This window comes from Streptomyces dioscori, assembly GCF_003024195.1.
In the GTDB taxonomy this organism is placed as follows: domain Bacteria; phylum Actinomycetota; class Actinomycetes; order Streptomycetales; family Streptomycetaceae; genus Streptomyces; species Streptomyces dioscori.
In genome coordinates this window covers 213,643-227,604 of sequence record NZ_KZ679043.1, presented here as the reverse complement: position 1 = coordinate 227,604, position 13,962 = coordinate 213,643, and the positions used below count along the sequence as shown (strand labels likewise).

General features: G+C 72.3%; 12 protein-coding genes and 1 pseudogene. 6 read left to right on the top strand and 7 right to left on the bottom strand.

Annotated features, from left to right (window positions below; genetic code table 11):
* Nucleotides 1-97 precede the first annotated feature (97 nt).
* The 3 genes from C6Y14_RS17340 to C6Y14_RS17330 all read left to right on the top strand — a co-directional run bounded on the left by C6Y14_RS17340 (nt 98) and on the right by C6Y14_RS17330 (nt 3,524).
* Nucleotides 98-697, top strand: coding sequence for an ATP-binding protein (locus C6Y14_RS17340; RefSeq protein ID WP_107017597.1), 600 nt, complete (start codon nt 98-100; stop codon nt 695-697).
* A 111-nt stretch (nt 698-808) separates the two neighbouring features.
* The gene (locus tag C6Y14_RS17335) at nt 809-1,261 is read left to right on the top strand and encodes a hypothetical protein (RefSeq protein WP_107017596.1); all 453 of its coding nucleotides are present in this window, start codon (nt 809-811) and stop codon (nt 1,259-1,261) included.
* Between the two features lie 400 nt (nt 1,262-1,661).
* A complete protein-coding gene (locus C6Y14_RS17330) occupies nt 1,662-3,524 on the top strand; it encodes an ABC transporter ATP-binding protein (RefSeq protein WP_107017825.1) in 1,863 nt (620 codons plus the stop codon).
* Between the two features lie 66 nt (nt 3,525-3,590).
* Here C6Y14_RS17330 and C6Y14_RS17325 read toward each other — a convergent pair whose 3' ends face one another.
* The 3 genes from C6Y14_RS17325 to C6Y14_RS17315 all read right to left on the bottom strand — a co-directional run bounded on the left by C6Y14_RS17325 (nt 3,591) and on the right by C6Y14_RS17315 (nt 6,183).
* The gene (locus C6Y14_RS17325; protein ID WP_188114180.1) at nt 3,591-3,761 is read right to left on the bottom strand and encodes a hypothetical protein; all 171 of its coding nucleotides are present in this window, start codon (nt 3,759-3,761) and stop codon (nt 3,591-3,593) included.
* Between the two features lie 145 nt (nt 3,762-3,906).
* A complete protein-coding gene (locus C6Y14_RS17320) occupies nt 3,907-4,611 on the bottom strand; it encodes a DUF899 domain-containing protein (RefSeq protein ID WP_107017595.1) in 705 nt (234 codons plus the stop codon).
* A 150-nt stretch (nt 4,612-4,761) separates the two neighbouring features.
* Nucleotides 4,762-6,183 (bottom strand): amidohydrolase, encoded by a 1,422-nt coding sequence (locus tag C6Y14_RS17315; RefSeq protein ID WP_107017594.1) that lies wholly within the window; start codon nt 6,181-6,183, stop codon nt 4,762-4,764.
* Nucleotides 6,184-6,387: 204 nt separating this feature from the next.
* Here C6Y14_RS17315 and C6Y14_RS17310 point away from each other — a divergent pair.
* Nucleotides 6,388-7,356 (top strand): annotated as a pseudogene (locus tag C6Y14_RS17310) (endonuclease/exonuclease/phosphatase family protein).
* Between the two features lie 78 nt (nt 7,357-7,434).
* Here the strand turns inward: C6Y14_RS17310 and C6Y14_RS17305 are convergent.
* The 4 genes from C6Y14_RS17305 to C6Y14_RS17290 all read right to left on the bottom strand — a co-directional run bounded on the left by C6Y14_RS17305 (nt 7,435) and on the right by C6Y14_RS17290 (nt 12,624).
* Nucleotides 7,435-9,456 carry an FUSC family protein gene (locus C6Y14_RS17305; RefSeq protein WP_107017823.1) on the bottom strand — a complete coding sequence of 674 codons (2,022 nt, stop codon included), beginning with the start codon at nt 9,454-9,456 and terminating at the stop codon, nt 7,435-7,437.
* 700 nt (nt 9,457-10,156) lie between these two features.
* On the bottom strand, nt 10,157-10,888 hold the full coding sequence (locus tag C6Y14_RS17300; RefSeq protein ID WP_107017593.1) for a DUF7873 family protein: 732 nt from the start codon (nt 10,886-10,888) through the stop codon (nt 10,157-10,159).
* A 58-nt stretch (nt 10,889-10,946) separates the two neighbouring features.
* Complete coding sequence (locus tag C6Y14_RS17295; RefSeq protein WP_107017592.1) at nt 10,947-11,378, bottom strand: hypothetical protein; 432 nt, start codon at nt 11,376-11,378, stop codon at nt 10,947-10,949.
* 106 nt (nt 11,379-11,484) lie between these two features.
* The gene (locus tag C6Y14_RS17290) at nt 11,485-12,624 is read right to left on the bottom strand and encodes a peptidoglycan recognition protein family protein (RefSeq protein WP_107017591.1); all 1,140 of its coding nucleotides are present in this window, start codon (nt 12,622-12,624) and stop codon (nt 11,485-11,487) included.
* 202 nt (nt 12,625-12,826) lie between these two features.
* Between C6Y14_RS17290 and C6Y14_RS17285 the strand changes: the two genes are divergently transcribed.
* Entirely contained in the window at nt 12,827-13,264 is a 438-nt protein-coding gene (locus tag C6Y14_RS17285) for a RidA family protein (protein WP_107017590.1), read from the top strand.
* Between the two features lie 9 nt (nt 13,265-13,273).
* A complete protein-coding gene (locus C6Y14_RS17280; protein ID WP_107017589.1) occupies nt 13,274-13,888 on the top strand; it encodes a gamma carbonic anhydrase family protein in 615 nt (204 codons plus the stop codon).
* Nucleotides 13,889-13,962 lie beyond the last annotated feature (74 nt).

Sequence of the window (13,962 nt, the reverse complement as noted above, 5' to 3'; positions counted from 1 at the left end):
TGCTGTTGCGAGCAGTGTGCCATGGCCATACCGCTCAGAACACTGCACTCTGCAATTTTCAGAGTGACACTTGCCAAGTGTTCACGACGGGGAGATAGTGGCAAACGTGATTCCGTCCGCGCCGTTAGGAACAGCCGCAGCCGTGAACCGAGACCGTCTTACCGCCACCGCCGGGGTACGCCCCGACACGGCGGCCGAGCGCCGGTTCCGCTTCGAGCTGGCCGCACACCCGGGCTCAGCGGCACAGGCCCGGCACCTGACGCGGGCCCGGCTGTCGGGCTGGGCGGTCTGCGAGGACACCTGCGACACGGCAGAGCTCATCGTCTCCGAACTGGTCACCAACGCCATCGTGCACACGGCGAGCCGCCATGTGGTGTGCGAGCTGCACGACGGCGAGGACCTGGTCCGGATAGCCGTCCGTGACGAGGGATGTGCGCCGGGTGAGCCCCACCCGTCGCCACAGCGTCCCGATGAGGAGCATGGGAGGGGACTGCTCCTCGTGGCGGCGATGTGCACTGCCTGGGGCGCCCAGGAAACCGGTCCCGGACTGCTGGTCTGGGCGGAACTGCCGCGGACGGCGAACAACGGCGTCGAGTCGCGGTCGGACCTGGGCTGGAGTGCGAGGAGCCGGCCGGCCCCAGCCGGCTCCTCGCCGACGGGGGTCCACATACCCCCGGCCGGGAACGAATGGTTCTGACCTGGATCGCGAAGACCAGGACCGGACGATCGCGAAGAGCCAGGACCGGACGGACGGTACCGAAGACATACGGACGGGACCGAAGACATTGGGAACACGAGCGGGGGCTGCATGGGTGTGAGGGCTACCTCGGCCGGTACGCCAAGGGTGCTGAACCTGAACACGCTGGTCCGCATCGAGCGCGGCCGGACGGCGTCGGGCCCGGGCGCTTCGCGGCCGCTGGCGGTGCCGGAGGGCATGCAGGCCCCGCTGGGCTGCGACGCGGTGGCGATACCCGCGAGACTCGGCCCGCTGCTGATGCCCCGCCTGCCGCGCGTCGGCTGTGTGTACGCCGACAGCACGCACTGGTGGTGGCTCGTGCCCTCCGACTCGGATGTCGCCCTGGAGTGGCCCTCGCCCGCGCACTACGCCACGGGAGCGCTCGTGCCCGCCTCGCCCACCTTCCCCGGGCTGATCCACACACCGGACGGCACGCTGCCGTACACCCCGCCGATCCCTCTCTACCTGGCCCTGTGCCGGGTGACCGGGACGCCGCCGGCCTGGTCCCGGCCGGTCAGCGCGTGATCGGTACGGACTGAGCCACCCGTACGCCGACTCGTGGGGGCTGCCTCTGTCCGACGGGCCGCTCCGCTGTGCGGCCGTGCGCTCGTCGCGGTCGTTCCGGTCATTCCCCTGACCCCCCGGTGCGTGGAAGCACGCGTTCCAGGGGATGGCACCTCGCGCGGCCACGAGCGCCGGGCGTGCTCCGGATACGCCGTGCGGGAACGGGCACGCGCCCTGCCCGAGAGCGCCCGGCACCGCGATAGTGGCCGTTCGCCCTCGATCGGGGAGGTCATCGGTGGGGTCTGCCGAGTCGGCGGGATCGTCGAAAAAGGTCACGCGCGACAGCGAGAAACCCGGTACGGACGGGCCGGAGCCCTCCGAGTCCGAGCGGCTTCTGTTCGGCGGTCCGCTCCGCTACGACATGGGCTGGTCGCAGCATTCCGACGCGTTCATGGAACTGAACTTCCGCGCCATGGTGACGCGGCTGCCGGCCCTGCTCGCGGTCAGTTTCCGGCTGGCCCGGCAGGCGGACCGCCGGGCCGCGCGGACCGTGCTGGGCGCGGAGGTGGGCCGCGGTCTGGCCCAGGCGGTGAGCCTGCTGGCGGTCAACAGCGTCCTGGGCCGGCTGATGGCGAGCGGACCGGTCGCGGACCGGCTGCGGGACGCGGCACCCGCACTCGTCACGGTCGCCGTGGTGACGCTCCTCGCCGCGCTGCTGCGGGGCGCCTCCACGTACGCGACCGGCCGCCTCGAACCGAAGGTGGAGCGCGTCGCGACGGAGCTGTACCTGGAGCGGGCCGCGACGGTCGAACTGTCGGCGATCGAGGACGAGGCGTTCCACAAGCTGCTCGACACCGCGCAGTACGGCGCCTCGTCCGCCCGGCGCATGATCGGGATCGCCACGCGCGTGGTGAACGCGATGATCTCGCTGATCGCGGCGGCCGGTGTCCTCACCGTGCTGCACCCGGCGCTGCTGCCCCTGCTGATGACGATGACGCTGCCGAGCGCCTGGAGCGCGCTGACCATCGCCCGGCGCCGGTACGCGTCGTGGCACGCCTGGGTGCAGCACGCCCGGGCTGGCCGGCTGATCGGCAATCTGCTCACCGAGCCCGCCGCCGCGCCGGAGATCCGTGTCCACGGCGTCGGCCCGTTCCTGCTGCGGCACTTCCGCGCGATGTCGGAGGCCGCCGAGGCCGAGCAGGCCAGGCTCGCCCGTCTGGAGGCGCGGACCGGGCTGATCGCGGCCGCCTGGACAGGCCTGGCCACCGTGGCGACGTACGCGACCCTCGGCGGGCTGCTGCTGGCCGGCGCGATGGCGCTGTCGGTGGCGGGTACGGCGGTCATCGCGATCCGTACCGGTTCCGCGAACCTCGACACGCTCGTCCTGGAGGTCAACACCCTCCACGAGGAGGCCCTGTTCGTCGGGGATCTGCAGCGCCTGTACGTGGAGGCGGCGGAGCGCACGATCCCGGTCGGCGGCGCGGTGCTGCCCGAGGAGCCGCGCGAGATCCGCTTCGAGAACGTCACGTTCACCTATCCGGGCAGCGCAGCCCGGCCCGCGCTGTCGGACCTGACGCTCAACGTGCCGCTCGGCAAGATCGTGGCACTCGTCGGCGAGAACGGTTCCGGGAAGACCACCCTGGTCAAACTGCTGTCCGGCCTGTACGCCCCCCAGCGCGGCCGGATCCTGTGGGACGACGTGGACGCGGCGGACGCCGACCGGCATCAGCTCGCGGAGCGGATCGCGATGGTGGCGCAGGACTTCAAACGGTGGCCCTTCACGGCCCGGGTGAACGTCGCGATCGGCCGGGCCTCGGCGCCGCTGACCGACGAGCGGCTGGGCACGTCCGTCGCGGAGGCGGGCGCCGAGGACGTGGTGGCGGATCTGCCGCGGGGCCTCGACACACTGCTGGCCCGGATGTTCAGCGGCGGGCACGAGCTGTCGGGCGGCCAGTGGCAGCGGCTCGGTATCGCACGGGCGGCGTACCGGCGGGGCGCGATCCTGGTCGTGGACGAGCCGACGGCGGCCCTCGACGCACGCGCCGAACTGGAGGTCTTCGAGAAGATCCGGGCCCTGGCGGGTACCGGTCAGACGGTCATTCTCATCACGCACCGGCTGGCGTCGGTGCGCCATGCCGATCTGGTGCACGTACTCGACCAGGGCCGTCTCGTGGAATCCGGCACTCCGGACGAGCTCCTCTCCCGGGGCGGCGTCTACGCCGAGCTGTACGGGCTGCAGGCCGGGCAGTTCTCTGTGCAGGTGCCCGCGCCCAAGGCGGGGTGAGGCCCACGGCGGCCGACCCGATCGCCGGCCTGACTCGGCCGACCCGTCGGCGCACGCTCGGCCGGCCTACTCGACGAGTTCCCGCACGACGACCAGGAAGGTGTCCGTCGACAGGTCCATCACGACGTCCACGTGCTGTCCCTCAAGGCGGCGCGCCTGCGCGAACTCCTCCGCGGGCCAGGAACCACGCGGCCCACCGGCCGGAAAACGCTCCAGCACCGTTCGACCGTTCACCATCCTGTACCTCCATGTAGCGCTGCTCTCGTGAGAGCCCTTGAAGAGTTAAACGCTCATCATGGGGTGAAGGTCTCGCGAAGTGACGTTACTGAGACGTAGTCGACACACGGTCACAACGGATGGGGGAACATCCGGACGACCGCGCTCAGTCCTCGTACTCGTCGTGGTATCGGATGCGTTCGCTGCCCGCGGGCGCCCCCAGTGCCGACGCGCGCCCCTCGGGTTTCTCCCACTCCTCCTGTCGGCCGAGCGCCGTGAGGTCCAGGAGGCTCGTGGTGGAGCCCAGCCCGTCGAGTCCGCGCGCGTACGTCGAGTACGTGTGGAAGATCCGCTCCCGCTCCCGCAGGAAACAGCTCACCCCGGGCCGCTCGTAGGGCTCCTGGCCGTCGTCCCCCGCGCCCGTCTCGAACGAGGCCTGGAAGTCGTAGGTGAAGTCGTTGTCGTACGCCGAGTACCAGGGCAGCGTCCACCCCATCCGCGCCTTGAAGGGCAGGATCTTCGTGTACGGCGCCCTGGAGATCAGCGCGAACTCGGTGCCCCGCGCGCGCAGATGCGCCAGGTGCCCGATCTGGTCGACGAAGGCCGAGCAGCTGCGGCAGCCCGCGTCCCACTCGGGGGCGAACATGAAGTGGTGGACGACGAGTTGCTGCCGCCCTTCGAAGAGGTCGAGCAGCGTCGCCTTGCCGTCGCCGCCCTCGAAGACGTACTCCTTGTCGATCTCGACCATGGGCAGCCGCCGCCGGTCGGCGTTGAGCGCGTCCCGGGCCCGGGTCGCGGCCTTCTCCCTGACCAGCAGTTCCTCGCGCGCGGCCTGCCATTGTTCGCGCGACACGATCCGCGGAAGCGTCATCGCTACTCCTTCGGTGCGGTGCCTTGTCAGGGGTGGACCGCAGCGAGCGCCGGAACTCATCGGTGGGCCGGAAATTCTCTTCGGGAGATTCTTTTCCGGGCCCACCGATGAGCGGCCCACCGGTGATCGATGGAGGGGCGGGGGCGCGTCTCAGGTGTCGTACTCCTGGATCCGCCTGCCGTGGGCGCGGTCGGTCAGGGCGGGCATGCGTTCGTTCATCTCCCTTACCACCGCCGGGACATCGACGGTCAGGAGTTCCCGGTCGCGCATGAGGATCCGCCCGTCGACGATCGTCGTGCGTACGTCACCGGAGCGTGCGCTGTGCACGAGGGTGGCCGCGAGATCGTGCACGGGCTGGGTGTGCGGGCCGCTCAGGTCGACCAGAACGATGTCGGCCCTGCGGCCCGGTGCGAGGCTGCCGATCCGCTCACCGAGCCCGACCGCCCGCGCGCTCTGCAGCGTCGCGTGGTGCAGGGCCTGCCGGGAGGTGAGCCGGCGCGGGTCGCCCTCGGTGAACTTCTGCGCCAGCGCGGTGAGCGCCATGGACTCCCATACGTCCAGGGAGTTGTTGGAGGCGGCCCCGTCCGTGGCGAGCCCGACCGGAATGCCGAGTTCACGCAGGGCGCGTACCGGAGTGGTCGTGGGCCAGGCGAACTTGAGGTAACCGCGGGGCGCGCTCGCCACCCCGATACGGCCGGTCGCGCGGGCGAGGACGGGCAGGTCGCGCTCCACGATGCCGGTGCCGTGCGCGATGAGCAGATCCGTGTCGAGGAGACCGGCCCCGGCCAGGATCTCGACCGGTGTACGGCCGTGGCGGGCGAGGCTCGCGTCGGTCTGGTCGCGGTTCTCGGCGGCGTGGAGGTGCACGAGCAGGCCGTGTTCGCGGGCGAGCCCGGCGGTCGCGGCGAGGTCGGCGTCGTCCACGGTGTAGGGCGCGTGCGGGGCGAGCGAGGTGGTGATCCGGCCGCCGGCGGTGTCGCGGTGCCTCAGGGCGAAGTCGAGCGACCGCTCACGGCCCTCGGCCCCCTGGGAGGAGAAGAAGGCCTGCCCGAGGTTGGCGCGCAGACCGCTCTCGGCGGTCACGGCGGCGACGGTGTCCATCGAGAAGTAGTGGTCCGCGAAGCAGGTGACCCCGCCGCGGATCATCTCGGCGCAGGCCAGCCGCGCCCCCAACTCGATGTCCCGCTCCTGGAGATTGGACTCGATTGGCCAGACGACGTCGTTGAACCACTCGTCGAGGGGCAGGTCCTCCGCGATGCCGCGCAGGGTCACCATCGGGGTGTGGGTATGGCAGTTGACGAGGCCGGGCATCGCGACCTGGCCGCGGGCGTCGATGTGCACGGCGTCGGCGGGGCCGGCTGAGAGGAGGTCGGCCGGGTCGCTGGTGATCGTCTCGATACGGCCGCCGCGTACGACGATGGTGGCGTCCTCGACGAAGCGGATCTGTTCGCGCTCGTCGTGCACGAGGGCGGTGCACCCGGTGATGACGAGATCGGCGGCGCCCGGCGCGCGGGCGGCCGGGGAACCCGGTGGGTCGGTCTTCGCGTCGGGCGTGGGCTCGGGCGAGGTCATCACGCCACGGTACGGCGGGATCGTGCCACCGGGTGACGTGAACCGCGCATCCTGTCCCCGCCCTGTCCCGGGCGCGGTTTCGCGCGCACTCTGAGCCCGAGGACCGTCCCTCGGCACCACCATTCGACGGCCGAAGACCGTCCCTCGGCCTCACCAATCGACGGGCGGCGCCCCTGGGAAGGCTCGTCCGGGAAGGAGCCCGGCATGCTCCTCGGCACCTGGAACCTGGAACCTGTACCGGCCCGGCGGGGCGTTCGGCCCGCGTACCGAGGTCGCGTACAAGGCGAAGCTCACGACGCTGGCCGGGGTCATCAGGGAACTCGATCCCACGCTGCTCGGTGTGCAGGAGGTCGGCGACCCGGCCGCGCTGGAGGACCTGGCCAGGATGCTGGACGGCGACTGGCACATCGTGCTGTCGGCGCATCCGGACGGCCGGGGCATCCGGGTCGGCTTCCTCAGCCGGCCGGCGCCGCGGACGCTCATCGACACCAACGAGTTCCCCGCGCCGCTGCGGCCCGTCCAGGGTGACGACGACCGCGAGCCGGTGCCCCGGACGGGCCGCGGCTTCCTGGCGGTGGAGGCGGTGCTTCCGGGCACGGGCGTGACCCTGTCGGTGGCGGTCTGCCATCTGAAGTCGAAGCTGCTGACGTATCCGGGCGGGCGGTTCCAGCCACGGAACGAGGGCGAGCGGGCCCGCTACGGCGCGTACGCCCTGTACCGGCGGGCCGCCGAGGCCACGCCGCCGAGGCCACGGCGCTGCGTGCCGTCGCCGACCGCCTCCTGGACGGCAGGGGCACGGAGCGGGACGTGGCCGTGCTCGGCGACCTCAACGACGAGGTCACCGCCGCGACCACACAGATCCTGCAGGGCCCGCCCGGCTCCGAGATCGGCACTCCCGGCTTCGACCGGCCCGACCGGGGTGACGCGGCGCGGCTGTGGAACATCGCTCCTCTCATCCCGGAGAAGCAGCGTTTCTCCCGCGTTCACTCCGGGCGCCCGGAACTGATCGACCACATCCTGGTCAGCCACCGCCTCCTCGACCGGGTGACCGGGGCGGGCACGGGGGCTCCGCTCCAGGAGACCCCGCTGCCGTCGGTGGACGACGATCCGGGCGACCGCCGGGACGCCGTCGGCTCGGACCACGCACCGGTGTGGGCACGGATAGCGCCCTGAGCGGCCCGGCAGCGCCCCGTAGGGGCGCGGGGAACGGCGCGACCAGCCACAACGCACCCGCAGACAACGTCTCCGGGCTCAGGCGATGCGCAGCCCGGCATCCTCCCGCCGATCCACGAGTTCGTCGAGGAGCACGGCAAGCCGCTCGGTGTGCCGCGGAGTGAGCCGCCCCGTGTCGTCGAGATGCACGGCGCAGGCGGTGGTGGTGTCCACGAGCAGTTCCAGGGTGGCCGCGACCTCGTCGGTGCCCGCCGTGTGCCGGGCCAGGGCAGGAAGCTCGGCGGCGGACCGGTCGATCGCCGCGCGGGCCTCCGCCAGCGTCCGATAGGCCTCGCGCCGCAACGCCCAGCGGGTGGCCCGGTCGGCACCGCCCCGGTCGGCGACACCGCGGTCGGTGCCCCCCACAGCAACACCGTCGGCGACTCCACCGGCACCGCCGCCAACACCGTCGACGCCGCTCAGGACATGCGTGAGATACGCGTGCGCCGCGTCGGTGGCGGCCGTCAGCCGGGCCCGTACGTTCCCGCCGCGCTGCCCCGGCGCCGGGAGATGCCCGACGACGAGCACGATCGCGCAGGCCAGCAGCGTCTCGCCGATCCGGCTCCAGGAGGCCTCCGGCTCACCGCCGACCATGACGAGGGCGAGCACGAGGACGGTCACGACAGCGGTCTGCGCGGCGAAGTGCCGGGTGGCGACGGGAATGAGGGCCCCGCTGATCGCCACGAGCGCGATCAGACCCTCGGGCCGGGGCAGCACAGCCGCGAACCCCGCGAAGACGAGGGCCCCGAGGACGGTTCCGGCCGCCCGGTTCAGAGCGCGCGAGACCAGCGGACCGAGATCCGGCTTCACGAGGAACACGGCGGTCGCGGGAAGCCAGTACCAGTGGACGTGGTGCAGTGCCTGCGCGACGGCGACGGCGGCGCCGTAGCAGAGGGCCACGCGGAGGCCGTACTCCCGCCCTCCGCTGCCGGTGACGGCATGCAGGAGCGCCCTGGCCCGCAGGGGGCGCAGATGCAGGCCCTTGTGGGCGGTCCGCTCGGCGCCCAGCCCGAGAGGATGACTGCCGCTCGCCTTCCGGGGGCGCGGGCCGCCGCGGTCGAAGGTCTCGGCTGCGTGCAGCAGGGCGTCGTCGAGGGCGCGCAGTCCGGGGACGGTCCGGGCGGGTGCGGGCAGCGGCCCGCAGGGCTCCCCGGTCCGCACGGCGACGGCGAGCCGCCGCGGCCCCTGGGCCGTGCGGGCGGGCAGTGCCTCACCGGCCCAGGCCAGCGCGGTCGCAGCCTCGGCGAGCGGCAGCGCGGCGGCGTACTGGGCCCGCAGCCGCCGCTCGGCCGCGGAAGTGGCGTACCGCCGCAGCCGTGGCCCCGCGAGCGCGTCCTGCGCGTGGTCGAGCGCGGCGGTCAGGGCGGCGCGCCGGCCACCGGCCTGCTGCCCGCCCACGGCGGCGAGCAGATCGGCGATCGCGTCGTACACACCGGCGACCCCGGCGCGCTCCCCGTCGAAGCGGAAGTCGTTGGCCAGGGCCCCGGGCGTGGGCAGCGCGAGCCGCAGCGCGATCAGCCAGCCGGTACCGGCGAGGAAGAACAGGGCCCGCTGCCAGCCGGGTTCGGGCAACGGCATCCCGGCGCCGATGGCCGCGGCGACGAGCAGCTGGGTCCCGGCCCCGGACGCGACGGGTCCCACCGCGCTGACGGCCCCGGCGAGCAGTCCGAGCGCGGTGAGCGTCAGGGTCAGCGGGGCGGCGCCGAGGCCCTCCCCGGCGTACGTGCCGACGGCGATCCCGGCGGCTCCGGCCAGCCCGGGTACGCCGATCCGGGGCACGGCGGTGCGCCGGCTCCCCGGCCGGTCGTTGATCCCGGCGAACATGGCTCCGAGCGCGGCCATGACACCCAGGGGCTCACGCCCGACGGCAACGGCCACGACGAGCAGGGGCCCGGCGGCGAGCACCCCGCGCAGCACGGCGTTCCACGGCACGGGCCCCCGCTGCGCGCGCAGCGCGTGGGTGAGCCAGGGCGGGAGGACGACGGGAAGGACGTTGAGCAACGGTCGCGGCACGGGCACGGGCACGGGGCTCCTGTCGGGACGAGGGCGATTGCGGGGCATGCCTTCGGGCGACGTCGGCCGGGCGGTGTCTGTGCGGTGCTTGCTTCTTAACGGAGGACCGGTTCTTACGGAGGACCGGTCATTACGGAGGACCGGTCCTCCACGGTAGATCGCGTCCGGCGGCGAAACCGGACATGAGCGTTTCCACGGTGTGACGATTTCGGCGGGACCCGGGTTCTTTATGAACGCAATCTCAAGCACGAGTGCGAGAGCGAGCGCGGGTGCCGGTTCGAGCGCCGATGCGAACGCGAGAGCGAGCGCCGGCCCGGTCGGGCCAGGCCGAGCAGGGCCGGAAAAGGGAGCGGGCCCGGGGGCGTAGCCGGCCCCCGAGCCCTGTGATGCCACCCATGCGGCACGCCGGCACGCTTGAGGACCCAGGTCAGTTTCATGTCGCCGCGTCCTGCCTTTGGACCACCGCACATCGAGCTGTGCGGGCCGGACTTGAACCGGCATTTCGACGCCCGGAGCCTGGGTCCGGTCGATCCGGCGATCGGCGGCGAATGCTGAGTCTGGAGCAATAGTCTGAGATTGAGCGCGGTCTGCCTCTGCCAATTGGGCTACCGCGGCGCGAAGAGTGCCGCGGGGAGGATTTGAACCTCCACTGGAACCGCGCGGTCACGACAAGCTTCAGGTTCAGCTTGCGCTCCTCGCGCACCCCGGCCGCCGACCTTCATAGGCGATGACCGGGGAGTTGTTGAGGCTACCCGAACAGGTAGCCGAACACGGCGTCTCCGACACGCTCGTCGGTGACCTCCGCGCCGTTCGCCTCTTCCCGGGCGAACTTGACGGCCTGCTGCAGCTTCTCGACCCGGTCGAGCAGCTCGTTGACGCGCCGCGCGGGCAGGGCGCCGGAGAACTTCACGGTCGTCCAGTACCCGACGGGGATGTCCTCGTAGTACACCTCGACCTGGGCGGGGTGCTTGTCGGTGGCCTCGGCCTTGACGTGGTTCCGCGGGACCTTCTTCGTACGGAGCGTCCGTACCGGCTCCGTCTTCCACGCGTCGGTCGACGGGTCCTGGACCCACGACTCGGAGGCGTCGAGCACCGGCAGCTTCCGCACGAAGGTGTTGAGGTCGGTGAGCTGCTTCTCAAGGAAGAGCAGGTACGACACCGGGACGTCGGCGACGAGCACCCGTCCGTCGACCCTCACGTCCGCGCGGGCCGTGCAGTTGGCCCAGTCCTTGGTGGCGGTCACGTCGAAGAGCCGGGTCAGCGTGGCCGCGGTGTCCCGCAGCACGTTCTCGGCCTGCACCTGCACCCGGGTCGACTCGGGCGGCAACTGCTCGCCCTCCTCGTCCTTGGGCTGGTACGTACGCGAGATTCCCGCCAGCAGGGCAGGCTTCTGCAGCCCGTGATGCGCGGCCGTCAGGTCCTGATGCGACTTGGACTTGACGCCCTTCTCCACTGCGATGATCTGATTGAGTTTCGCCACGTCGGTGACGGTAGCAGTGCCGACGGGGGTTGATCGAAGGGTTATTCGACGAGCCGCGTCATGTGCGGCGCCAGGGCTCCCCGATCGTCTGCCCTCCGTTGAACGTGCCTCCCTGGACCACCACACCGGACGCCCCGCCGCTGACGGTGTTGTGGACGGTGAGCGCGGTGGGGCCCGTGGCCCGGGGGCTCAACTCGTCCAGAAGCGCCCGCAGTTCCGCCACCGTCTCCGGATCGTCGCGCAGCGTCCGCCGGAGCCTGACCCGCCAGGACGCCCGTACATCGTTCTCGGCGTCCTCGTCGTCGGCGTCCCGCGCCGCGACCAGATCGGCGCGCGACTCCTCCAACTCCCCCTCGACGACCTCCTCGTCCCGCCCCCGCGAGCAGAGGGCGACGACCCGGTCCCGTACGTTCCCCCACCCGTCGGTCACCATCTGCTGCACGAGAGCCGTCGCCCCCGCCGCCGCCAGCGCCGCCAACTCCGCTTCCATCGGGCCCCCTTCGTCGCACGTCCGGGTACCCACGGTAGCGGGAGCGGCACGGTCGGCAACCCCGCACCAGGAGGGCGCGTCCGCCTGGGGCGCGCCCTCCGCCGGCTCAGCTGCCGGCCGCCACCGCCTTCCGCAGAGCCGCCAGCTCTCCGTGCATCACCGCACCCGGGCACTCCGTCGCCATCCAGTCGCGGTGGCCGCCGATCTCGTGGACCTCCCGCGTCCTGCCGGTGGTCGGGCTGGTGTACGTGACCTTGGACTCCGGGTCGACCCCGTGCATGCGGACCATGGACCGCAGCAGGTTGGTGAGGGCGTCGCGGGCGGCGGCGGTCGGGCCCTGCTTCGTCAGGTTGCCGAGGAGCGCGATGCCGAGGTTGCCCGGGTTGAAGCTGAGCACGTGGAACCCCGTGACGAGTTTGCCGCCGTCGTCGTGGGCCGGGGTGGCGGACTCGCCCGAGTACCGGCCCTCGTAGATCTGTCCTCCCTCGTCGATGAGGAAGTGGTAGCCGATGTCGCCCCAGCCGTTGGTGATCGCGTGCACGTGGTAGAGCGCGCGCACCGTGGCGGCCGGGTCCGGGTCGCCGTTGGCCGTGGCGGTGTGGTGGACCGTGAGGGTCTGGAAGGGGTGGTACGTCTGCGGTGAGATCTCCGCGCCGTCCGATCCGAAGCGGAGCTTCTCGTCCGCGCCCCAGGCGGCCCGTGTCAGATAGGCGACACCGCGCACCCGTGTGGTGTCCTGCGGCACGGCGACCTTGCGCGCGGGACCCCTCGTCGTCTCGATGGCCATCGACCGCAGATCCGTGGCACCGTCCGGGGCCCTCAGCTCGTAACCCGAGGCCCGGTCCACGGGGATGAGCAGCGCGCCGCCGTCGCCGTCCGAGCAGCCGTCGTCGCTCAGGGCCTGCCAGGCGCCCTTGCCGCCGTCGGCGCCGGTCAGCCGGATGCCACCGCCGGCCGCCTCGCGGGGGCCGGTCCAGCGCACCCCCACGTAACCGATGGGGAAGGCGGCCTCCACGGGTGCCTCGCCGGTGGCCGTCTCGGCGCGCGTGCTGGGGAACGTCTCGGACTTCGTGCCGGGTTCAGGCGCGGCGGTGTCCGCGGCGGCCGCTTCCGAAGAGGTGCCGGCCCTCGCGGCGGGAGCGAGCGCGGCGCCCGCCGCGACCGCTCCCGCGGCGCCGATCAGCCCGCGCCGTGTGACGCGTGACCCGGCGCGGTGGGAGGCGGGAGGAAGGGAGGGAACAGTCATGGGGGTTCCTTTGGTCTTGCCGGTCGTTCCTGCCACGTTTGAAGGTGCAAAGACGCAAAGGATCATAGGTCGGCGACCGGGCAGATATTCGGATGCGGTGCCGTGCGCCGGGACCGCATCATCGGCCCAGCTGTCCCCCTGTCCGCCGCCCGCTGTCCCGCCCCGCACCCGCGCCCGCCCCCGTCCTGGAAGGTCACCTCTCGTGCTGAAGCGCGTCACCGTCCCCAGCCTCTTCGCGCCGCCCGCCTACTCCCACGCCTCCGTGGTCGAGGCCGGCACGCGCCTCGCGCTGCTCGCCGGGTCCGTGCCCCTCACCGCGGACGGCGAACTCGTCGGCCCAGGCGACCCCGTACGGCAGGCCGAGCAGGTCATCGCGAACCTGCGTGAGCAGCTCCGGGCGGTCGGCAGCGACTTCGAGCATGTCGCGTACACCGACGTGTACGTGGTGAGCGCCGATCCCGCCGTGCTCTCGGAGGTCTGGAACGTCGTGGAGGCCTCCCGGCTCAGCGTCGGCCCGCACTCCTCCACCCTCCTCGGCGTCGCCTGCCTCGGCTATCCGGGCCAGCTCGTGGAGATCACGGCGACGGCCGTGGTCCCCGACTCCGGCCGGAGCCCGGGTCACGACGGCGAACGCGCCTAGAGTCGTCCCATGTTGATCGAGCACCGCGGGCAGCGCCCCATAGTCCCGGCCTCCGCCTACGTCGCCCCGTCGGCCGTCCCCTGCGGCGCCGTCGTCCTCGGTGAGGGCGCCCGCGTCCTGCACGGGGCCGTACTGACGGCGGAGGACGGCGAGGTACGGACCGGCGCGGACGTCGTCGTCATGGAGAACGCCCTGGTACGGGGCCGCCGCCGGCACCCCGCGATCATCGGGGACGCCGTACTCGTCGGCCCGCACGCCCACGTCAACGGCGCCCGTATCGAGGACGAGGTCTTCGTGGCCACCGGCGCCTCCGTCTTCCCCGGGGCCGTCGTGGGCGCCGGTTCGGAGCTGCGGATCAACAGCGTGCTGCACGCGAACTCGGTGCTGCCGCCCGGCACGGTCGTCCCCATCGGCTGGATCGCGGCCGGAGCACCGCGGGCGCAGCTCTTCTCACCCGACCGGCACGACGAACTGTGGGAGGTGCAGAGGGAACTGGACTTCCCCGGCACGGTCTACGGCGTCCCCCGCGGCACCTCGATGCGGGACATCATGGCCCGGCAGCCCGGCCACTTCGGCGCCCACCTCGACGACCGCGTCATCGAGGACGGCCCCTCGGCCCACTGAGGTACCGCTGAGGCCCGCAGAGGTTCCGCTGAGGCCCGCCGAGGCCCGCCGAGGCCCGCTGAGGTTCCGCTGGG